This is a genomic window from Pseudomonas sp. B19(2017), assembly GCF_002113165.1.
GTDB lineage: Bacteria > Pseudomonadota > Gammaproteobacteria > Pseudomonadales > Pseudomonadaceae > Aquipseudomonas.
Genome location: NZ_NEJR01000009.1, coordinates 1 through 21547, shown reverse-complemented (window position 1 = coordinate 21547; position 21547 = coordinate 1). Strand labels below are relative to the sequence as shown.

Sequence of the window (21547 nt, the reverse complement as noted above, 5' to 3'; positions counted from 1 at the left end):
TCATGTTGCGAAGCTGAAATCCTGGGGCTGCTGCGCAGCCCTTTCGCGACACAAGGCCGCTCCTACAAAAGCTGTGCACAGCGGATTAGCGGAAGCTGTAGGAAACCCCGGCATACACGGCAAACCCTTCGCCCGGCGTCGAACGGGCCCCATCCTTTCCGGCATCGTTGTAGCCAGGTGTCACCGTCGCCGCATAGCGCTTGTTGGTCAGGTTGCGCAGGTCCAGCCAGGTCTGCCAGTCCTGCTTCGGTGAATCCCAGCCCAGGCGCGCGCCGAGCAAGGCATATTCATCGGCGTGATAGCTGTTGGCGTAGTCCACCTGCACCTTCGACGCCATCTGCGTATTCACCCCGGCATAGAAGCCGCTCGGCCAGTCATAGCGCAGCTCGGCCTGGTAGTAGTGCATAGGGATGCCCGGCAGGCGGTTGTCGCCGAACCTGTCGTCATCGCGGTAGTGGAAGTCACTGAAGGTGTAGGCCTGGCGCAAGCTCAGCTTGCCAGTACCGGCACGCTCCCACAGGGTGCTGTCGAGGCCGGCTTCCACGCCCTGGTGCACGGTGGCGCTGGCGTTGAATTCCTTGGCCGGAGCGCCTTGCACGATTTCCACCGCCAGCAATTCATGGCGCACCTGCGAGTAGTACCACGCCAGGTCCCATTGCCCCAATGCCGATTCGCCGCGTGTGCCCAATTCCAGTGTGGTGGCCGTCTGGTTTTGCATTTCGATCGGTTGGTTGGGTGTTGGCGAACTCCAGATCAGCGACCACGGATGTGGAGGTTCGACCGAGCGGCTCAGGTTGCCATACACCTGCAGGTCCGGGCTAATGTCATAGCGCAGCCCCACGCGCGGCGCGTAGTCCCAGTCATGCATGCTCACCTTGCCGCCCTCGGCCGGGTAGGTGACATCACTTTCACGGCGGGTATAGATCATCGCCAGGCCCGTGGTCAGCCACAGGTTCGGCACCAGCTCCAGGTCATTGCCCACATGCAGCACGGTGTCCGAACCCTGGTAGGTAAAGTCACGAGTGCGCTCACCGAACACGTCGCCATTGCGGGTGAACTGCGAAGCACCGCTGTTGGGCAGGTGCTTGGTGGTGCGCCAGCCGACGGTGGTCTTGCTCTCGTGGCCGAACAGGGTGTCGCGGCGGAAATAGTTCAAGGTGCCGCTGACATCGGTGTAGGCCACCTTCAGGCGCATCGGGCCTTCGCGCAGATCCATCGGGTAGTCATGGTAGACCAGGCCGGCTTCCAGGCGCGCATCGTCGTCGAGGTAGAAGGTGGTCTTGTTGCCCAGCCAGGTGCTGCCCGGTTGCGGGCGGCTGTCGTCACGGGCCAGGTAGGCCGGGTTGGCCGCGCGCGGGTGGTGCTTGATCTGCGCCTTGGTCAGGCGCCCGGCCAGCTCGTTCTCGGTTTCCCGGTAGCGCAGATAGAAACGGGTTTCCAGGTTCGGGTTGAAGCGGTAGCCGATGTTGGCGGCAACGCCCTTGGCGCTGCCGCTGCTGTGCGCCTGGTAGCCGTCATATTCCGCATCGGTCAGGGCCACGTAGTAGTCGAGGTTGCCCAGAACCTGCCCCGAGCTGATATGCCGGTGCTGGTAGCCGCGGCTGCCGACTTCGTAGCGCACCTGCAGCGGCGCGGCGTCGTAGCCGGTGTGGGTGACATAGTTGATCGCACCGCCAAGGGCCAGCGCGCCCTGGTCGAAGCCGTTGGCGCCGCGCAGCACTTCGGCACGGCTCAGCCACAGCGGCTCGAACAGCTCGTAGGGCGTACCGCCCGGGCCGGTCAGGGGCAGGCCGTCGAACATCGTGTACACCCCGGAACCGTGGGCCCCCGGTGCGCGGTTGATGCCCGAACCGCGGATCGACAGCTTGATGCCATCGTTGCCCGCCGATTGGGCGAACACCCCGGGCTGGTAGGCCAGTACATCCTGGTTGTTGGCAACCCGGCCTTGTCCCACGCGCTGCATGTCCACCAGGTTGCTTGCGCCCGGCACTTCGTGCAGGCGTTCGCTGGCTGCGGTCAGGTCGTTCTGCTCCTCATCGGTGATCAGCACCTGGCCCAACTCGACCGAAGGTGCCGCCAGGGCGGGCTGTGTGGCAGCGAAAGCAGCCAGCAGGCCAAGGCAGGATGGTAGGGGCAAAACGCAACGCATTGTACGACTCCAGGCGAAAGGCGAATGGACAACGGCGTTGAGACGAGCGAAATGCCGCTTGGAGCACGAGGAAAGTCGACAAATCTTGCGCAGCGTTCGTCAGACGGTTTTGTACGAAAGTTCTTTACAAGCCCAAGCGGTGGAGCAGGGCGGCCCGCGCTTCGTAAGGTGACGGCAGACCGGCAGCGATGCCTCGCTCAATCACCCGTGGAGTTCAAACATGACTGACAACGCACGACACTCGCAGCAACCCTTGGCGGACGCCCCGGTTCGCCTGACGCCCCGTGAACGGCAAGTGCTGTTGTGGTGTGCTTACGGCAAGAGCTCGTGGGAGATTGGCCAGATCCTGGCGTGCAAGGAATCGACGGTGAACTTCCATGTTTCGAACATCCTGCGCAAGTTCGATGTGCCGACCCGGGTAGCTGCGGTGATCAAGGCTATTCGCTACGGCATGCTGGCCGAGCAGTGAGGGGGTGAAACATGGACAACGACCCTCGATTACCGCGTTTTGCCGATTGCCATGATCCGTTCTGGCCACGGGTAGACCTGGGCAGGCTGCGTGAGCGCCTGAACCTGCAGCGCCCTGTCAGTGACGCCGCGCTGGAAGTGGCCGCACGCTGCGCCGCCATCGACGCGGCACGCGAATTCGCGCGCTGGCGTGCGGTGTTGCGGGAGCGGGGCTACAAGCGCCTTGAAGATGTGGCCGGGCATGACCAGGGGCGGGCATTGCGGGTGTGCTACATCCGTTTTGTCGAAGCCGCGGTCATGTATACCCTGGGCTCGACCGGCTACCTGCCCACTGCGCGCCGGGGAGTTGACCATGGCTGAGCAATCTGTTTTCGACAGCCTGGTCCCGGCGCTGGTGGCGTTGCTGGGCGTGGATGGCAACGTACTGTTTGCCGCGCTACTGGGGGCTTTGCTGGTGAGTGCAGCGCGCGACCGGTTGATCACCAATACGGCCAGGCGCCTGACACTGGGCAAGAAACTGCTGCTGGTGTTCGTGACCGTGGGGGTGGGTCATCTGTTCGAGCCACTGGTTTCCTCGCTGGTGCCTTTGCTTAGCCGTGGCATGGCGGCGTTCGTGGCTGCTGTGGTGGTGATCCCCATCAGCCTCAAGGTAATGGTATGGCTGGATACGCTGGACCCGCGCGAACTCATCCAGCGCTGGCGCCGGCGGGGCTAGCCGCTGGCGGTATCGGGCAGGCGACTGGTCAGCGCGTTCAATTGGCGTTCCAGCTGCTGGATGCGTTGCTTGTCCTCGACCAGCAGGAGCACGGCTTGGCGATCAGCAAGCGACAAGGTGCGCAGCCGTGCAAGCATGTCGCTTTCCCAGCCGTCTTCCTCCAGGCGTGGGCGATGATGTTCGGGTTCACCCAGCAGAAGCCAGTCCAGTGAGCAGGCATACTGCCTGGCGACATCTATGCAAAGTGAATATGGCACGCTGTCGCGTACCTTCCAGCTGCTCAATGTTTGCGGGCTGATCGCCAGGGCCCTGGACAGCTCTGCGTCTGATTCTGTGGCGGTCAGAAGCTTCAGCCTGGCCAGTACCGAAGCAAGTACGTTGGTACTCATAACAAATATCCATGACTGGTTTAATGATATTCCATGGGCTTAAACTACTCGTTATGAATACAGCCCTGCGTTTTAAGGAGCATTTCTGCAATGAGAAGCATCAAACTGAAGAATACACCTACATGTGCAGCTAATACTGACAAAATTGGACGAACATTCTCACAGAAGGTAAGCCTGAACAATGCTTGCAGGTACTTGCCGTGAGTACATACAAACTGGTTTGCCCGCATTGCCACAGCCGGATGCGTATACGCACCAGTGAAGGGCGCCATATTTTCCTGCGTATTGCCTATTTGCAATGCACCACCGAGGCCTGTGGCTGGTCTGTGCGCGCCGAGTTCGAAATGACCCATGAACTCTCGCCCAGCGGCATGCCAAACCCGGAAGTGTACCTGCCTTCGGCCAATGGTGATTTGCGCAAGGCAGCGCTGCCGGGCGCCGTGCAGGGTAACCCCGGCGAATGAGCCTTCATGCCTACGGATTTAAAGCCCGCAGATAAAAAAACACCCCGCATTAGCGGGGTGTCTTGTTTTGCCGGGGCGATCAGCCGATCAGTTGCAGGCCGGCTTGCTGGACCATTTCCAGCAGCGGTTGCGGATACACACCCAGCACGAAGGCAAGAATGGCGATGGCCAGCAGCATGACGCCGCCGGTGCGCTGCTCCCACTTCAGCGGGGCGTCGTGGCGACGCAGGTTCGGCTCGACCAGGTACAGGGTTACCATGACGCGCAGATAGTAGTAAACACCGATGGCGCTACCGATCACCAGCGCACCGACCAGCCACCACAGGTGCGACTCGACGCCGGTGGCGATGATGTAGAACTTGCCGATGAAGCCCGCGGTCAGCGGAATACCTGCCAGCGACAGCATCATCACGGTCAGTACCGCGGTCAGGTACGGACGACGCCAGAACAGGCCACGGTATTCGTACAGCGCATCGGCGTCACGGCCGCCGTAAGGCGAGGACATCAGGGTGATGACACCGAAGGCGCCCAGGCTGGTGATCACGTAGGTGACCAGGTACACGCCCATGGCTTCCAGGGCCAGCCCCTTGCTGGCGACCAGGGCGATGACCAGGTAGCCGAAGTGGGCGATGGACGAGTAACCGAGCAGGCGCTTGAGGTTGCTCTGGGTCAGTGCCAGCAGGTTGCCGATCAGGATCGAGGCCACGGCAATCACTGCCAGTACGGTGCTCAGCACGCCGCTGCTGGCAGCAGGAGAGAGCATGAACAGGCGCACGACCACGGCGAACACCGCGACCTTGCTGGCGGTGGCCAGGAACGCGGCGACCGGCGCCGGGGCACCTTCGTAAACGTCCGGGGTCCACAGGTGGAACGGTACCAGCGACAGCTTGAAGGCCAGACCGACCAGCATCATGGCCAGGCCCAGCTGGGCCAGCAGGCTTGGCATGCTGGTAGCGGCCAGGGCCTTGCCGATCTGGTCGAAGGTGAGGCTGCCGGCGTCGGCGTACAGCAGGGCCATGCCGAACAGCAGGAAGGCCGAGCCTGCAGCCGACAGCACCATGTACTTGATGCCGGCTTCCAGCGAGCGCTTGTTGAAGAAGGCATACGCCACCAGGCCGTAGACCGGTACCGACAGCAGCTCCAGGCCGATGAACAGGCCGGCCAGGTGGTTGGCGCTGACCAGCACCAGGCCACCGAGGGCCGACATCAGCAGCAGCAGGTAGAGTTCTTCACGGTTGCCCGGGAAGCCCTTGGAGCCTTCGCCGAGGTAGGCGTGGGCGAGGGTGACGCAAGCCAGCGTCGCCACCAGCATGATCGCCATGTACAGGCAGGCGAACTTGTCGATGGTGACCAGCGAAGTGACCGCCAGCGGCGCAACCTTCAGCGCCGGCAGGATCGACAGCAGAGCCAGGTTGAGGCCCACGGTGGATAGCAGGAAGGTCTGCGAGTGGTTGCGCTTCCAGGCGATCGCCAGCATCACCACCACTGTGGTGATGGTGGTGATCAGCATCGGCGCCAATGCGATGAAGTGTTGAGTGGTGAATTCCATAGCGCTCTTACCGGGCCGAAGCGAGTTGAGTGAAAGCGGAACCGAGCCACTGCTGCACACCACTCATGGTGGCGGCAGAGGTGTCGAGGAACGGCTGCGGATACACGCCCAGCAGGATCAGCAGTACCGCCAGACCCAGGACCATGATCAGCTCGCGACCGTCCATGCCGGCCAGCACAGTGTCGGTCTTGGCCGGGCCGAAGTAGGCGCGGTGGATCATGATCAGCGAGTACACCGAACCGAACACCAGGCCAGTGGTGGCGATCACGGTGATCCACGGCACGCTGGCGAAGCTGCCGATCAGGATCAGGAATTCGCCGACGAAGTTGCCGGTACCGGGCAGGCCCAGGGAGGCAGCGGCGAAGAACAGGCTGATAGCCGGCAGGTAGGCGATGCGGTGCCACAGGCCACCCATTTCGCGCATGTCACGGGTGTGCAGGCGCTCGTACAGCTGGCCGGCCAGGATGAACAGCGCAGCAGCGGACAGGCCGTGGGCCAGCATCTGGATCACCGCGCCTTGCAGGGCCTGCTGGCTGCCGGAGTAGATACCGATCAGCACGAAGCCCATGTGCGAGACGCTGGAGAAGGCCACCAGGCGCTTGATGTCGGTTTGCGCGAAGGCCAGGAAGGCACCGTAGAAGATACCGATCAGGCCCAGGGTCATGGCAATTGGCGCGAACTCGGCCGAGGCGTTCGGGAACAGCGGCAGAGCGAAGCGCAGCAGGCCGTAGGCCGCAGTCTTCAGCAAGATACCTGCCAGGTCCACGGAGCCTGCGGTCGGTGCCTGGGCGTGAGCGTCAGGCAGCCAGGAGTGGAACGGCACCACCGGCAGCTTCACCGCGAAGGCGATGAAAAAGCCCAGCATCAGCAGGTACTCGGTACCGGCTGGCAGTTCGGCCTTGAGCAGGTCGCTGTAGTTGAAGGTGATCACGCCGGTGTTGGTGTAGTTGACCAGTACCAGGCCGAGGATCGCCACCAGCATGATCAGGCCGCTGGCCTGGGTGAAGATGAAGAACTTGGTCGCCGCGTAGATCCGGGTCTTCTTGCCGTCCGACGAGCTGTGACCCCAGAGCGCGATGAGGAAGTACATCGGCACCAGCATCATTTCCCAGAAGAAGAAGAACAGGAACAGGTCCAGGGCCAGGAACACACCGACCACGCCGCCGAGAATCCACATCAGGTTGAGGTGGAAGAAGCCGACGTGGCGCTGGATTTCCTTCCAGGAGCACAGTACCGACAGCACACCGAGCAGGCCGGTGAGCAGGATCATCAGCAGCGACAGGCCGTCGAGGGCCAGGTGGATGCTGATGCCGAAGCGCTGGATCCACTGGACCTTGTATTCCAGGGCCCAGGCCGGCTCGGCGCCCGGAGCAGGGGCGAGGGTGTAGTCGCCGTTAGCCCACAGCCACAGGCCGATGCCGAGCAGCAGGGACATGGTCAGCAGCGCGATCCAGCGCGGCAGGGTGGCGCCGAAGCGCTCACCCAGCCAGCACAGGAAGCCGCCGATGAAGGGGATCAGGATCAGCCAAGGCAAAATCATGACGGGTTGGTTTCCTTTGGCAAAGTCGCAAGATTCATAGTCATACCGCAGCCACTACCACGGCACCGAGCACCAGCACGGCACCTACGGCGATAGAGGCGGTGTACCAGCGCAGCTGGCCAGTCTCGGTCTTGCTCATGGCAACGTGGCCGCCACGCGCCATCCGAGGAATCAGGCCGATGGTGCGGTCAACCGGATCCTTGCGCAGGATATGGCTGATCAGCAGGTACGGTTTGACGAAGAGCTTGTCGTAGATCCAGTCGAAGCCCCAGGCAGCGAACCACCAGGCCGACAGGACACGGCCGATGCCGCTGTTGGCCACGGCGCTGACGAAGCGGCGCTTGCCCAGGAACAGCAGGGCCGACAGCAGGATACCGGCGATGGCAATGGCGCCCGAGGTGATCTCCAGCGCGTGCTTGGCTTCGCCACCAGCGTGGCCGGCGCTTTCCGGCAGCACACCTGCCAGCGGCGGGGTGATCCAGGCGCCGACGAAGGTCGACAGCACGATCAGCACGCCCAGCGGCAGCCAGTGGCTGATGCCGTGGCCAGCGTGGGCTTCGGTCTTGGCTTCGCCGTGGAAGGCGATGAAGATCAGGCGGAAGGTGTACAGCGAGGTCATGAACGCACCGACCAGGCCGGCGTACAGCAGGCCGGTGTTGCCGCTGGCGAATGCTTCCCAGAGGATCTCGTCCTTGGAGTAGAAGCCCACGGTCACGATCGGCAGGGCCGCCAGGGCAGCGCCACCGACCACGAAGCTGGCGTAGGCCAGCGGCAGTTTCTTCCACAGGCCGCCCATCTTGAAGATGTCCTGCTCGTGGTGGCAGGCAACGATCACCGCACCGGAGGCAAGGAACAGCAGGGCCTTGAAGAAGGCGTGGGTCATCAGGTGGAAGATCGCCGCGTCCCAGGCGCCAACGCCCAGGGCCAGGAACATGTAGCCGATCTGGCTCATGGTCGAGTAGGCGAGGATACGCTTGATGTCGGTCTGCACCAGCGCGGCGAAGCCGGCCAGTACCAGGGTCACGCCACCGACCACACCGACCAGGTGCAGGATGTCCGGCGCCAGCAGGAACAGGCCGTTGGTACGGGCGATCAGGTACACGCCCGCGGTCACCATGGTTGCCGCGTGGATCAGTGCCGAAACCGGGGTTGGGCCCGCCATCGCGTCGGCCAGCCAGGTCTGCAGTGGCAGCTGAGCCGATTTACCGACCGCGCCACCCAGCAGCATCAGGGTTGCCAGCACCATCCAGGTGTCGCCTGCCTGGAACTTCTGCGGTGCCAGAACCAGCAGTTCCTGCACGTTCAGGGTACCCAGCTGGGCGAACAGGATGAACAGGCCGATGGCCATGAACACGTCGCCGATACGGGTGACGATAAACGCCTTGAGTGCTGCGTTACCGTTGTTGCGGTTGCTGTAGTAGAAACCGATCAACAGGTACGAGCACAGGCCCACGCCTTCCCAGCCGAAGTAGATGAACAGCAGGTTATCGCCCAGCACCAGGAACAGCATGCTGGCGATGAACAGGTTGGTGTACGAGAAGAAGCGCGAGTAACCGGCTTCGCCACGCATGTACCAGGAAGCGAACAGGTGGATCAGGAAGCCGACACCGGTGACCACGCCGAGCATGGTGACCGACAAGCCGTCCAGGTACAGGGTGAAGTTCGGCGCGAAGCCGTCCACCGACATCCACTGCCACAGCAGCTGGCTGTACGCGCCGCCCTCAGGCGGGGCGACGTTGAATTGCCAGATGACGTAGGCGGCCGTGGCCGCCGACAGGCCTACCGAGCCGACGCCGATCAGGGCGGACAGGTTCTCCGAGAACCGCCCGCGCGAGAACGACAGCAGCAGGAAGCCGACGAGGGGGAAGACGAAAGTCAGGAAGAGAAGGTTCATCCGCGCATCTCACTGGCAGCATCGATGTCGAGAGTGTGGAAGCGGCGATACAGCTGCAGCAGGATGGCCAGGCCAATACTGGCCTCGGCGGCTGCCAGGCTGATCACCAGAATGAACATCACCTGGCCGTCGGGCTGGACCCAACGGGCACCGGCGACGACGAACGCCAGGGCAGAGGCGTTCATCATGACTTCCAGGCTCATGAGCACGAAGAGGATGTTGCGGCGGACCATCAGGCCAACCAGACCTAAGCAGAACAGGATGCCGGCGACTGCCAGACCATGCTCGAGAGGGATAGCACCCATGATTTACTCCTTCGCCTCGTTGCGGCCCAGGTGGAAGGCGGTGACGGCTGCTGCCAGCAGCAGCATCGACGCCAGTTCGACCACCAGCAGGTAGGGGCCGAACAGGCTGATGCCGACGGCTTTCGGGCCCACGGTGGTACCGCTGATGCCGGCGCCACTCGGGGTGACGAACAGCACGTACAGCAGCTCTGCCAGCAGCAGGGCGCCGAGGATCACCGGCCCGGCCCAGATGCCGGGCTTGAGCCAGCCGCGTTCCTGGGCGACCGAGGCCGGCCCCAGGTTGAGCATCATCACCACGAACACGAACAGCACCATGATGGCGCCGGCGTAGGCGATCACTTCCAGGGCACCGGCGAACGGCGCACCCAGGGAGAAGAAGATCATGGCCACGGAAATCAGCGAAATGATCAGGTAAAGCAAGGCGTGCACGGGGTTGGTGCCGGTTACCACCCGAAGGGTGGAGACCACGGCGATCCCGGATGCGAAGTAGAAAGCGAATTCCATCTTTCTGTCCTTATGGGAGCAAGCTCTTCACGTTGATCGGCTCGGCTTCGTTCTGTGCAGAGCCCTTCGGCTTGCCAGCGATTGCCATACCCGCAACACGGTAGAAGTTGTAGTCAGGGTTCTTGCCGGGGCCGGAGATCAGCAGATCTTCTTTCTCGTACACCAGGTCCTGACGCTTGAACTCGGCCATTTCGAAATCCGGAGTCAGCTGGATCGCGGTGGTCGGGCACGCTTCTTCACACAGGCCGCAGAAGATGCAGCGCGAGAAGTTGATGCGGAAGAACTCCGGGTACCAGCGGCCGTCCTCGGTCTCGGCCTTCTGCAGCGAGATGCAGCCGACCGGGCAGGCCACCGCGCAGAGGTTGCACGCTACGCAGCGCTCCTCGCCATCGGGGTCGCGGGTGAGGACGATGCGGCCGCGGTAGCGCGGCGGCAGGTACACGGGTTCTTCGGGGTACTGCAGGGTGTCGCGCTTGCGGAACCCGTGGGAGAACACCATTGCCAGGCTGCGCAGCTGGGTGCCGGTGCCCTTAACGATGTCGCCGATATACTTGAACATGGGTCAAATCCTCACTGGGCCGCGACGGCTGGCGTGTTGTAGAGCACGATCGCAGCGGTCACCAGCAAATTGATCAGGGTCAGCGGCAGGCAGAACTTCCAGCTGAAGTCCATCACCTGGTCATAGCGTGGGCGCGGGATCGAGGCGCGCAGCAGGATGAACAGCATGATGAAGAACGCGGTCTTCAGGGCGAACCACAGGAACGACAGTTGCGGCAGGATGCCGAACGGGCCGTGCCAGCCGCCGAAGAACAGGGTTACCAGCAGCGCCGAGATGAGGATGATGCCGATGTACTCACCGACGAAGAACATGCCCCATTTCATGCCGGCATACTCGATGTGGTAGCCGTCGGCCAGTTCCTGTTCCGCTTCCGGCTGGTCGAACGGGTGACGGTGAGTCACGGCGACGCCAGCGATGAAGAAGGTGCAGAAGCCGAAGAACTGCGGAATGATGAACCACAGGTTCTGCGCCTGGTATTCAACGATGTCGCGCATGTTGAACGAGCCCACCTGCACCACCACGCCCATCAGCGCCAGGCCCAGGAACACTTCGTACGACACGGTCTGCGCCGAGGCACGCAAGCTGCCCAGCAGGGCGTACTTGTTGTTCGACGACCAGCCGGCGAACAGCACCGCGTAGACCGACAGGCCGGCCATGGCGAAGAAGAACAGCAGGCCGATGTTCAGGTCGGCGACGCCCCAGGTCGGGGTGATCGGGATGACCACGAAGGCGATCAGCAGGGCGCTCATGGCCACTACCGGTGCCAGGGTGAAGATCACACGGTCGACGAAGGGCGGGTTCCAGTCTTCCTTGAAGAACATCTTCAGCATGTCGGCAGCGATCTGGAACATGCCGAACGGGCCGACGCGGTTCGGACCGTAACGGTCCTGCCACCAGCCCAGCAGGCGACGCTCGACGAAGCTGAGCAGCGCACCGCAGACCACCACCGCCAGCAGGACCACGATGGCCCGCAGCACGGTGAGGATCACATCGATCACTTCGGGGGTGAACCAGCTCATTGTGCTGCCTCCTGCAGACCTTCGACGGATGCACCGAAGATGGCAGGCGGAATGCCAGCCAGGCCTTTCGGCAACGCGACCAGGCCAGCGCCCAGCTCTTCATTGATACGCAGCGGCAGGCGCAGGGCCACACCGGCCACGTTCAGGCTCAGCAGGGCACCGTCGTTGACGCCCAGGCGGTCGGCTTCGGACTTGGCCAGGGCCACGTAGGCTGCCGGGATGCGCTGTTGCACCGGGGCGGCGCGCGAGGAGCTTTCTTCGCTGCCGAACAGGTGGAAGAACGGCACGGCAGTCCAGGTGCCACGGGCCGGGTTGAAGGCACCCGGAATGGCGTTGAACCAGTGCAGGCGGTCGCCTTGCGATTCGATCAGGCGCACGCCTGGGTCACCGGCACGCAGGTGGCCACCGACCTCGTCCTGGAACTTGTTCCAGGCTTGTGGCGAGTTCCAGCCCGGCGACCAGGCGAACGGCACCTGCTGGCGCGGTTCGGCCGAACCCGAGTAGCCTTCCATGGAGAAGGCGAACGCGGTGTCCTTGTCTTGCGGGGTGCGCGGCTCGTGCACGCTGATGTTGGCGCGCATGGCGGTACGGCCGGAGTAGCGCAGCGGCTCGCGGGCCAGCTTCAGGCCCTTGATGCGGAACGCGGCGCTTGGTGCGGCGTTGACGATGCCGGCCAGTTGCGGAACGGCTTCGGCGCAGGCGCTGGTGACGTGGTCCAGCTGGGTCCAGTCGACCGGCTTGTTCAGCAGGGTGGCACGCAGCGCGTGCATCCAGCGCCAGCCTTCGTGGATCAGGATGCTGCTGTCCAGGTATTGCGGGTCGAACACCTGGAAGAAGCGCTGGGCACGGCCTTCCTGGCTGACCAGGGTACCGTCGCCTTCGGCGAACGAGGCCGCTGGCAGCACCAGGTGGGCGCGGTCGACAGTCGGGGTTTTCGAGTGGTCGGCAACGATCACGACCTTGGCCGCAGCCAGGGCAGCGTCGACCTTGGCAGCCGGTACGCGGGTGTACAGGTCGTTTTCCAGCACGACGATGGCGTCGGCCTTGCCGCTGATGACCGCGTCCAGCGCAGCATCGACCGACTCGCCACCGAGCATGGCCAGGCCGAGGCTGTTGGCTTCAGGCACCACCAAGCTCAGCGAGCCGTTCTTCTCGCGCAGTTTCAGCGCCTTGGCGATGTTGGCGGCAGCTTCGATCAGCGCCGGGTCGGCCAGCGAGGTACCGGCTACGACCAGTGGGCGCTTGGCTGCGACCAGGGCGTCGGCGATGCGCTGGGCCAGGGCTTGCGCTTCGGCGTCCAGGCCTTCGACGGCCGGGGCGCTCGGGTCGATGGCGTGGGCCACGGCGAAACCGATGCGGGCCAGGTCGGCCGGGGCGGCGTGAACGCACTCCTCGGCGACGTCGTCCAGCTTGGTTTCAGCCAGCGAGGCGATGAACAGCGGGTACAGCGCGTGCTGGCCGATGTTCTTCACCGCGGCGTCGAGCCACGGCTGCACTTTCATTGCTTCAGCCATTGCCTCGGCCTTGCCCTTGGTGGCCTGGCGCACGGCCAGGGCGACGCGGGCAGCGGTCTGGGTCAGGTCTTCACCGAGCACGAACACGGCGTCGTGGTCTTCGATGTCGCGCAGGGTCGGAACCGGCAGCGGGCTGTTGTTCAGTACGTTCAGGGCCAGGCGTACGCGGGCCAGTTCGCCGGCTTCCATGCCCGAGTAGAAGTACTCGGCACCGACCAGTTCACGCAGGCCGTAGTTGCTTTCCAGGCTGGCGCGTGGCGAGCCGATACCGACGATGGTACGGCCGCGCAGCAGGTCGGCAGCCTTGTCCAGGGCGGCGTCCAGGCCCAGCTTGGTGCCGTCTGCCAGGTGTGGCTGGCGTGGGCGGTCCTTGCGGTTGACGTAGCCATAGCCGAAGCGGCCGCGGTCGCACAGGAAATACTGGTTGACCGAACCGTTGAAGCGGTTCTCCACCCGGCGCAGTTCGCCGTAGCGCTCGCCCGGGCTGATGTTGCAGCCACTGGAGCAGCCATGGCAGATGCTCGGGGCGAACTGCATGTCCCACTTGCGGTTGTAGCGCTCGGAGTGGGTCTTGTCGGTGAACACGCCGGTCGGGCATACCTCGGTCAGGTTGCCGGAGAATTCGCTTTCCAGCACGCCGTCTTCGACGCGGCCGAAGTACACGTTGTCGTGGGCGCCGTACACACCCAGGTCGGTACCACCGGCGTAGTCCTTGTAGTAGCGCACGCAGCGGTAGCAGGCGATGCAGCGGTTCATCTCATGGGCGATGAACGGGCCGAGGTCCTGGTTCTGGTGGGTACGCTTGGTGAAACGGTAGCGGCGCTCGTTGTGGCCGGTCATTACCGTCATGTCCTGCAGGTGGCAGTGACCGCCTTCCTCGCACACCGGGCAGTCGTGCGGGTGGTTGGTCATCAGCCATTCGACGACGCTGGCGCGGAACGCCTTGGACTCTTCATCGTCGATGGAGATCCAGGTGCCGTCGGAGGCAGGGGTCATGCAGGACATGACGATACGACCACGGGTGTCGTTCTCGTCGGTGTACTGCTTGACCGCGCATTGCCGGCAGGCGCCAACGCTACCGAGCGCCGGGTGCCAGCAGAAATAAGGGATGTCGAGGCCGAGTGACAGACAGGCCTGTAACAGGTTGTCTGCACCGTTGACTTCGAGCGCTTTGCCGTCTACGTGGATAGTGGCCATTGTTCAAAGTTCTTCGTTGGCCCGCGTGAGCGGGCGTGGCTAATGGAAATCGGTGAGCTTGCGACACGCCTCGATCGCTCGGGCCTGCCGGCAAGCTGGCGAGTGGCACGGACCACCCGCCTTCATCATCTTGTTATGCGCCGACCACGATCGGCTTCGCCAAATTGGGGCGCAGGGTGTCACCAGCAGACGCTGGCGCGACACCGGCCTCGAACTCGGACCGGAAGTATTTGATGGCACTGCCCAGCGGCTCGACGGCACCCGGTGCGTGAGCACAGAAGGTACGGCCAGGGCCGAGGAAGTTGACCAGCCCGAGCAGCGTCTCGATGTCTTCGGCGCGACCCTGGCCTTTTTCCAGTGCGCGCAGCATCTTCACGCTCCACGGCAGGCCGTCACGGCATGGGGTGCACCAGCCGCACGACTCGCGGGCGAAGAACTCTTCCATGTTGCGCAGCAGCGAAACCATGTTGATGCTGTCGTCGACCGCCATGGCCAGGCCAGTACCCATACGGGTGCCGACCTTGGCGATGCCGCCGGCGTACATCTGTGCGTCGAGGTGCTCGGGCAGCAGGAAGCCGGTACCGGCGCCGCCTGGCTGCCAGCACTTGAGCTTGAAGCCGTCGCGCATGCCGCCGGCGTAGTCTTCGAACAGTTCGCGGGCGGTGACGCCGAACGGCAGTTCCCACAGGCCCGGGTTCTTCACCTTGCCGGAGAAGCCCATCAGCTTGGTGCCGTGGTCCTCGCTGCCTTCACGGGCCAGCGACTTGTACCAGTCGTTGCCATTGGCGACGATGGCCGGCACGTTGCACAGGGTTTCGACGTTGTTCACGCAGGTCGGCTTACCCCACACGCCCACGGCGGCAGGGAAGGGCGGCTTCGAGCGCGGGTTGGCGCGGCGGCCTTCCAGCGAGTTGATCAGCGCGGTTTCTTCACCGCAGATGTAGCGGCCGGCACCGGTGTGCACGAACAGCTCGAAATCGAAGCCGCTGCCGAGGATGTTCTTGCCCAGCAGGCCGGCGGCCTTGGCTTCCTCGATGGCGCGGTTGAGGTTTTTCGCTGCGGTGGTGTATTCGCCACGCAGGAAGATGTAGCCACGGTAGGCCTTCAGGGCGCGGGCGCTGATCAGCATGCCCTCGACCAGCAGATGGGGCTGTTGCTCCATCAGCATGCGGTCCTTCCAGGTGTTCGGCTCCATTTCGTCCGCGTTGCACAGCAGGTAGCGGATGTTCATGGATTCGTCTTTGGGCATCAGGCCCCACTTCACGCCGGTGGGGAAGCCTGCACCACCACGGCCCTTGAGGCCGGAGTCCTTGACGCTCTGCACGATGTCGTCGGCCGACATCTGCGCCAGCGCCTTGCGCGCCGCGGCATAGCCGTTCTTCGACTCGTACTCGGCCAGCCAGACCGGCTCGCCGTCGTCACGCAGGCGCCAGGTCAGCGGGTGGGTTTCGGCCGTACGCGCGATGCGGTTGGCCGGGCCGAAGGAAGTAATGGTCATACGTAACCCTCCAGCAGTTTGGAAACGCCAGCCGGCTGCACGTCACCGAAGGTGTCGTCATCGATCATCAGCGCCGGGGCCTTGTCGCAGTTGCCCAGGCAGCACACCGGCAGCAGGGTGAAACGGCCGTCGGCGGTGGTCTGGCCAAGGCCGACGCCCAGCTCGCTCTGGATCTGGCTGACCACGGACTCATGGCCGCCGATGTAGCAGACCATGCTGTCGCACACGCGGATGATGTGGCGGCCGACCGGCTGACGGAAGATCTGGCTGTAGAAGGTGGCGACACCTTCGACGTCGCTGGCCGGGATGCCCAGCACTTCGCCGATGGCGTGGATGGCGCCGTCCGGCACCCAGCCACGTTCCTTCTGGACGATCTTCAGGGCTTCGATGGACGCCGCGCGCGGGTCCTCGTAGTGATGCATTTCGTGCTCGATGGCCGAGCGCTCGGTTTCGCTCAGGGCGAAACGGTCTGTCTGGATAAGCGTGCTGTTCATGCTTAGCGGTCCACGTCAGCCATAACGAAGTCGATACTGCCCAGGTACGCAATGAGGTCGGCGACCATGCTGCCTTTGATCACCGAAGGGATCTGCTGCAGGTGCGGGTAGCTCGGGGTACGGATCCGGGTGCGGTAGCTCATGGTGCCGCCATCGCTCGTCAGGTAGTAACTGTTGATGCCCTTGGTCGCCTCGATCATCTGGAACGACTCGTTGGCCGGCATGACCGGGCCCCACGAGACTTGCAGGAAGTGCGTGATCAGGGTTTCGATGTGCTGCAGGGTGCGCTCTTTCGGCGGCGGCGTGGTCAGCGGGTGATCCGCCTTGTACGGGCCTTCCGGCATGTTGCGCAGGCACTGGTCGATGATGCGGATACTCTGGCGCATCTCCTCGACACGGACCATGCAGCGATCGTAGGCATCGCCGTTGTGGGCCAGCGGTACTTCGAACTCGAAGTTCTCGTAGCCGGAGTAGGGGCGCGCTTTACGCAGGTCGAAGTCGCAACCGGTGGCACGCAGGCCGGCACCGGTGGTACCCCAGGCCAGCGCTTCCTTGGTGTTGTAAGCGGCAACGCCGATGGTACGGCCCTTGAGGATGCTGTTCTGCAGGGCGGCCTTTTCGTACTCGTCGAGGCGCTTGGGCAGCCATTCGACGAAGTCCTTGACCAGCTTGTCCCAGCCGCGCGGCAGGTCGTGAGCCACGCCACCGATGCGGTACCAGGCCGGGTGCAGGCGGAAACCGGTGATCGCTTCGATCACGGTATAGGCGCGCTGGCGGTCGGTGAAGGTGAAGAACACCGGGGTCATGGCGCCGACGTCCTGGATGTAGGTACCCAGGAACAGCAGGTGGCTGGTGATACGGAAGAACTCGGCCAGCATCACGCGGATGGTGTCGACCTTCTGTGGCACCTTGATGCCGGCCAGCTTCTCGACGGCGAGCACGTACGGCAGGTTGTTCATTACCCCGCCGAGGTAGTCGATACGGTCGGTGTAGGGGATGAAGCTGTGCCAGGACTGGCGCTCGGCCATTTTCTCGGCGCCACGGTGGTGGTAGCCGATGTCCGGTACGCAGTCGACGATCTCTTCACCGTCCAGCTGCAGGACGATACGGAAGGCACCGTGGGCGGAAGGGTGGTTGGGGCCGAGGTTGAGGAACATGTAGTCCTCGTTGGCGCCCTGGCGCTTCATGCCCCAGGCTTCCGGGTTGAAGCGTGCCGATTCCTCTTCAAGCTGCTGCTTGGCCAGGGTCAGGCTGTAGGGGTCGAACTCGGTGGCGCGGGCCGGGTAGTCCTTGCGCAGCGGGTGGCCTTCCCAGGTGGGCGGCATCATGATGCGGCTGAGGTGCGGGTGGCCGGCAAAGTCGATGCCGAACATGTCCCAGACTTCGCGCTCGTACCAGTTGGCGTTCGGCCAGATACCGGTCACGCTTGGCAGGTTCAGGTCGCCTTCGCTGAGCGACACCTTGATCATCACGTCGCTGTTACGCTCGATCGACAGCAGGTGGTAGAACACGCTGAAGTCGGCGGCCGGCAGGCCGCGGCGCTGGGTGCGCAGGCGTTCGTCGACGCCGTGCAGGTCGTACAGCATGCTGTACGGTTTGGCCACGCCGCGCAGGAAGCTGAGCACTTCCTTGAGCTGCTCGCGCTTGACCCACAGCACGGGCATGCCGGTGCGGGTTTCCTGGGCGACGAATGCTTCGGCGCCAAAACGGTTGTGCAGTTCGACGACCACATCCTGGTCGTCAGCCTTGTAGGGCGGAATGAAAATAGCGTTGTCCGCTGTCATGGTCTCGGTCGCTTTGGGTCAACGTTAAGAATGAAGCCAGGCCGCCGGCTCCAGGGGAGCGGGCGGCAGGTCGCTGGATCAGACTTCGTCGGGGCTGCGCAGGTTGGTTACGGCGATGCGCTGCTCACGACGCAGGTCCTTCTGGGCTGGCATCTCGGCACGGTAGATGCCTTGATCACCAACAACCCAGGAAAGCGGGCGTCGTTCTTGGCCGATCGACTCCTGCAGCAGCATCAAGCCTTGCAGGAAAGCCTCAGGGCGCGGCGGGCAGCCGGGCACATAGACGTCCACGGGGAGGAACTTGTCGACCCCCTGAACGACCGAGTAGATGTCGTACATGCCGCCGGAGTTGGCGCACGAACCCATGGAGATAACCCATTTAGGCTCGAGCATCTGCTCGTAAAGGCGCTGGATGATCGGCGCCATTTTGACGAAGCAGGTACCGGCGATGACCATGAAGTCGGCCTGACGCGGCGAGGCCCGGATGACTTCGGCGCCGAAGCGGGCGATGTCGTGGGGTGCCGTGAAGGCCGTGGTCATTTCCACGTAGCAGCAGGACAGGCCGAAGTTGTACGGCCAGAGGGAGTTCTTGCGACCCCAGTTGACCGCGCCACGCAGCACATCTTCAAGCTTGCCCATGAAGATGTTCTTGTGGACCTGGTCCTCCAGCAGTTGATCGGTGACGGTTTCCCGTTCACCGACCGGGTACTGCTCGTTGGGCGCATCCGGATCGATTCTGGTGAGATTGTATTGCATGCCAAAGCCTCATTGTTTCAGCTTCGCTTGCCGCTTGCGGCGACCTTCGGGAGCCCAATCAAGTGCCCCGACGCGCCATAGGTAGACAAGACCAGCCAACAGAATTGCTATGAAAACGAGTGCTTCGACGAATCCGGTCCAGCCGCTTTCGCGGACGGACACAGACCATGCAAAGAGAAAGAGGGCTTCGATATCGAAGATCACGAACAGCATCGCGACCAGATAGAATTTGGCGGACAGGCGCAGGCGGGCGCTGCCGACGGGCAGCATGCCGGATTCGAAGGGTTCGTTCTTGGCGCGACCCCAGGCCTTGCTACCGAGCAGGCTGGACAGGCCGAGCATGAAGGCGCACAGGCCGACGACACCCAGGAGGAAGATGGCAAAGCCCCAGTTGTGGGCGATGAGTCCTGCCGAATCGGACATGCTAGAGATCCTTATACAGAGACCCAGCTCTGCAGTCTGAAATAAGTGTAGAGCGGCGACCTGGTGTCGCACATGCAGTGACCAAATGTCGCAGCTGAATCAATCGCGCTGATTTTATGGGTAAACCCCGTGCAAGTAAAATTTCTGTCGCAAATTTATTCGTAGGATTAAGTACAAAATCCGCTTGTAACTGGCTGAAAGCCTTGAGATTCGGGCATTGCGTGCGGTTTTGTTAATTATGTTTCTTGCGGCGGGTAACGAATTGCAAGTTTCGAAATGATAATTAATATCATTTGATCTAATGCCGTGTAATTGGGCTGTTCTGCGCCTTGTAAAGTTCATTTGGCCACCCCCTCTACTTGCAAATGCGAAAAACGCCTGTTCTAGCAGCATCCGACACCGCTTGCCCCGCTCTGGGTCAATACTTTACCGATTGAGCGCCGACTGGCTGATGAAGCGATCGCCCACTGGCCTGGCCAGTAGGTGAGGATAATCAGGTAAGGCGCGGCGGCGAACGGGCTGACGAAGCGGTCGATACCGATCAGGCTGTCGGAGAGCACGAACAGGCAGGCGCCAAGCGCTGCGAGCCCGCCGCAGGCCAGTGCGCGCCAGAGCATGGCGCTGATGGCCAGGGCGTACACTGCGACCGGGATCAGCAATGGGCCGAGGCCGTGGCTGGCGAGTACGCCGAACAGGGTGATGCCGGTGAGGGCGCTGAGCAGGAATGCGGGTAGGGCGGGGCGCAAGGTTTGGCCGCAATAGGCGCGCAGGTAGGCCAGGTGGGCACAAAGGAATGCGACCAGGCCGAACACGAACAGGTCGGCGGGGATGGCCAGCAGGATGTCGCCGAGTACCGAGAAGGCCAGGCCGAAAGTGATCCAGCGGCGATAAGGTGTGGCGGGAGCGCTGCGCAGCCAGGCGATCAGGGCCAGTACCGGGATCGGTTTGGCCAGCAGGGCGAGCAGGGTGTTGTCGCTGGCCAGTGCATATAGATAGAGAGCGGCGGCGACCAGGGCGATTGTGGTCAGGTGGCTTGGACGAGGCATGGGCGGTCCTTGCGGCTGGGCTGCCACAAGCATAGACCTGATCCCGGGTTTTGCTTTGGCCTGTACCGGCCCTTTCGCGGGCATGCCCGCTCCCACAGGATTACCGCAGTCTTCAAGGTTTGCACAGTACTTGTGGGAGCGGGCGCGCCCGCGAAGAGGCCGGCGCAGGCGCTGCCGAATTTCGGCATAAAGCAGATTTGTCCCCTTCCATGTAGGCCATTTCCCAAACATACTCTTGCCGCCTTTTTTCCGTTGCTGCTGCTCTGGCGGCGCTCTAGTCTGGGCATGTCGTTGCTCACAACGATACGGCTTTGACAGGCCGAAATTGAAAGAAGGTGCACTCGCTTTGCCTCAATGGCGGCTATGCGTGTGGGCACGTTCGCGTGCGCCGGTCTTTCTTTCTTTCCACCGGTCTGTCAACCCGCGCATAGCTGCCACCCAACCGTTTGACAGCGGGCGGATGGTAGCCAAACAGGAAAGAAAGGAGCGAGTCATGCTGAAAGTTGTCCCCGATCCACCCCATAACCCCCATTCCCTCGAAGACACCCTGATCCAGGCCACCGACTATGCACTGTGCGCGGCGACCGTGGTGCATCAGGCCTTGCTGCTGCAACCCAAATCACCGGCCTCGATCCTGATGATGACCTCGATGCATGAGCTGGAGGCGCTGCGGGCTTTGCTTGAGTCGGCATTGATCCAGGTGCAGATGCCCGCTGAACCCAAGACGTTGCACTAAGGCTGATTGATGTGTTGCCAGGGCCGGCCCTTTCGCGGGCTTGCCCGCTCCCACAGGGTCACCACAGTCTTCAAGATTTGCACAGTACCTGTGGGAGCGGGCGCGCCCGCGAAGAGGCCCGCCCAAGCATTCGAGAAACTCCAGGGGACACAACAATGACCACAGAAGACACCCAATTCACCGTCGGCAAAACCACCTTCTACCAAGGCGAAAACGGCACCCACCCGCTGTTCCGCATCGAGCCAGGCATTCCCTGCCGTGACGCCCGCGAGCAATCTTCGGAGCTGATGGGCTACGTGCGCGAACTGACCATCACTGGCTTGATGGAAGAGAAGCCGATGATGATCTGGGCTGCCCACTACCTGAGTGCGATGGCCAAGGCGCTGATGGATGATGCCGAGCTGGGCTTGAAGCACTGAGGTACTACCGGCAGGCGCGATTTCTCCTGTGGGAGATCACCCAGCCCTTCCGGGCTGCGCTGTCGCGCAGCAAACATGAGATGTACGGCTTCAGTTCTGCAGCAGCGCTGACATTTTGAAAAAGA

At 62.9% G+C, this 21547-nt stretch carries 22 protein-coding genes; 6 read left to right on the top strand and 16 right to left on the bottom strand.

Annotated elements, in window-relative coordinates:
- Positions 1–85: 85 nt before the first annotated feature.
- Positions 86–2149, bottom strand: a complete 2064-nt coding sequence (locus tag CAF70_RS14160; RefSeq protein WP_085625358.1) for a TonB-dependent receptor domain-containing protein — start codon at positions 2147–2149, stop codon at positions 86–88.
- 220 nt (positions 2150–2369) lie between these two features.
- Between CAF70_RS14160 and CAF70_RS14155 the strand changes: the two genes are divergently transcribed.
- The 3 genes from CAF70_RS14155 to CAF70_RS14145 are packed head-to-tail and all read left to right on the top strand — an operon-like array spanning position 2370 to position 3332.
- Complete coding sequence (locus tag CAF70_RS14155; protein WP_063912679.1) at positions 2370–2618, top strand: response regulator transcription factor; 249 nt, start codon at positions 2370–2372, stop codon at positions 2616–2618.
- A gap of 11 nt (positions 2619–2629) precedes the next feature.
- Entirely contained in the window at positions 2630–2977 is a 348-nt protein-coding gene (locus CAF70_RS14150) for a head completion/stabilization protein (protein ID WP_085625357.1), read from the top strand.
- Positions 2970–3332, top strand: a complete 363-nt coding sequence (locus CAF70_RS14145) for a hypothetical protein (protein ID WP_085625356.1) — start codon at positions 2970–2972, stop codon at positions 3330–3332. Before CAF70_RS14150 ends, CAF70_RS14145 begins: the two co-directional genes overlap by 8 nt.
- On the opposite strand, the gene CAF70_RS14140 is transcribed toward CAF70_RS14145, so the two are convergent.
- Positions 3329–3721, bottom strand: a complete 393-nt coding sequence (locus CAF70_RS14140) for a helix-turn-helix domain-containing protein (RefSeq protein ID WP_085625355.1) — start codon at positions 3719–3721, stop codon at positions 3329–3331. The two genes, CAF70_RS14145 and CAF70_RS14140, sit on opposite strands and share 4 nt — an antisense overlap.
- 200 nt (positions 3722–3921) lie before the next feature.
- Here CAF70_RS14140 and CAF70_RS14135 point away from each other — a divergent pair, with 200 nt between their 5' ends.
- On the top strand, positions 3922–4185 hold the full coding sequence (locus CAF70_RS14135) for an ogr/Delta-like zinc finger family protein (RefSeq protein WP_085625488.1): 264 nt from the start codon (positions 3922–3924) through the stop codon (positions 4183–4185).
- 79 nt (positions 4186–4264) lie between these two features.
- Here CAF70_RS14135 and nuoN read toward each other — a convergent pair whose 3' ends face one another.
- From nuoN to CAF70_RS14065, 14 genes are all read right to left on the bottom strand, one after another.
- On the bottom strand, positions 4265–5734 hold the full coding sequence (gene nuoN / locus CAF70_RS14130) for an NADH-quinone oxidoreductase subunit NuoN (protein ID WP_085625354.1): 1470 nt from the start codon (positions 5732–5734) through the stop codon (positions 4265–4267).
- 7 nt (positions 5735–5741) lie between these two features.
- Entirely contained in the window at positions 5742–7274 is a 1533-nt protein-coding gene (gene nuoM, locus CAF70_RS14125; protein ID WP_085625353.1) for an NADH-quinone oxidoreductase subunit M, read from the bottom strand.
- 40 nt (positions 7275–7314) lie between these two features.
- On the bottom strand, positions 7315–9168 hold the full coding sequence (gene nuoL, locus CAF70_RS14120; protein ID WP_085625352.1) for an NADH-quinone oxidoreductase subunit L: 1854 nt from the start codon (positions 9166–9168) through the stop codon (positions 7315–7317).
- The gene (gene nuoK / locus CAF70_RS14115; protein WP_003251446.1) at positions 9165–9473 is read right to left on the bottom strand and encodes an NADH-quinone oxidoreductase subunit NuoK; all 309 of its coding nucleotides are present in this window, start codon (positions 9471–9473) and stop codon (positions 9165–9167) included. Before nuoK ends, nuoL begins: the two co-directional genes overlap by 4 nt.
- 3 nt (positions 9474–9476) lie before the next feature.
- Positions 9477–9977, bottom strand: coding sequence for an NADH-quinone oxidoreductase subunit J (nuoJ, locus tag CAF70_RS14110; RefSeq protein WP_085625351.1), 501 nt, complete (start codon positions 9975–9977; stop codon positions 9477–9479).
- 10 nt (positions 9978–9987) lie between these two features.
- Positions 9988–10536: an NADH-quinone oxidoreductase subunit NuoI gene (gene nuoI / locus CAF70_RS14105; RefSeq protein WP_003251442.1), complete on the bottom strand. Its 549-nt coding sequence runs from the start codon at positions 10534–10536 to the stop codon at positions 9988–9990.
- Positions 10537–10547: 11 nt separating this feature from the next.
- Entirely contained in the window at positions 10548–11555 is a 1008-nt protein-coding gene (gene nuoH / locus CAF70_RS14100; RefSeq protein ID WP_003251440.1) for an NADH-quinone oxidoreductase subunit NuoH, read from the bottom strand.
- Positions 11552–14266 carry an NADH-quinone oxidoreductase subunit NuoG gene (nuoG, locus tag CAF70_RS14095; RefSeq protein WP_085625350.1) on the bottom strand — a complete coding sequence of 905 codons (2715 nt, stop codon included), beginning with the start codon at positions 14264–14266 and terminating at the stop codon, positions 11552–11554. Before nuoG ends, nuoH begins: the two co-directional genes overlap by 4 nt.
- 133 nt (positions 14267–14399) lie before the next feature.
- Positions 14400–15764, bottom strand: coding sequence for an NADH-quinone oxidoreductase subunit NuoF (gene nuoF, locus CAF70_RS14090; RefSeq protein ID WP_085625349.1), 1365 nt, complete (start codon positions 15762–15764; stop codon positions 14400–14402).
- On the bottom strand, positions 15761–16258 hold the full coding sequence (nuoE, locus tag CAF70_RS14085) for an NADH-quinone oxidoreductase subunit NuoE (RefSeq protein ID WP_085625348.1): 498 nt from the start codon (positions 16256–16258) through the stop codon (positions 15761–15763). The genes nuoF and nuoE overlap by 4 nt, the downstream gene beginning before the upstream one ends.
- A 2-nt stretch (positions 16259–16260) precedes the next feature.
- Positions 16261–18042, bottom strand: coding sequence for an NADH-quinone oxidoreductase subunit C/D (nuoC, locus tag CAF70_RS14080; protein ID WP_085625347.1), 1782 nt, complete (start codon positions 18040–18042; stop codon positions 16261–16263).
- Positions 18043–18120: 78 nt separating this feature from the next.
- Positions 18121–18798: an NADH-quinone oxidoreductase subunit B family protein gene (locus tag CAF70_RS14075; RefSeq protein ID WP_003251429.1), complete on the bottom strand. Its 678-nt coding sequence runs from the start codon at positions 18796–18798 to the stop codon at positions 18121–18123.
- 9 nt (positions 18799–18807) lie between these two features.
- On the bottom strand, positions 18808–19221 hold the full coding sequence (locus CAF70_RS14070; RefSeq protein ID WP_003251427.1) for an NADH-quinone oxidoreductase subunit A: 414 nt from the start codon (positions 19219–19221) through the stop codon (positions 18808–18810).
- A gap of 383 nt (positions 19222–19604) precedes the next feature.
- Positions 19605–20267 (bottom strand): lysoplasmalogenase, encoded by a 663-nt coding sequence (locus CAF70_RS14065; protein WP_085625346.1) that lies wholly within the window; start codon positions 20265–20267, stop codon positions 19605–19607.
- Positions 20268–20760: 493 nt separating this feature from the next.
- Between CAF70_RS14065 and CAF70_RS14055 the strand changes: the two genes are divergently transcribed.
- Together CAF70_RS14055 and CAF70_RS14050 are read left to right on the top strand one after the other, a co-directional pair.
- Positions 20761–21003, top strand: a complete 243-nt coding sequence (locus tag CAF70_RS14055) for a hypothetical protein (protein WP_085625344.1) — start codon at positions 20761–20763, stop codon at positions 21001–21003.
- A 155-nt stretch (positions 21004–21158) separates the two neighbouring features.
- Positions 21159–21422 (top strand): DUF3077 domain-containing protein, encoded by a 264-nt coding sequence (locus CAF70_RS14050; RefSeq protein ID WP_085625343.1) that lies wholly within the window; start codon positions 21159–21161, stop codon positions 21420–21422.
- Positions 21423–21547 lie beyond the last annotated feature (125 nt).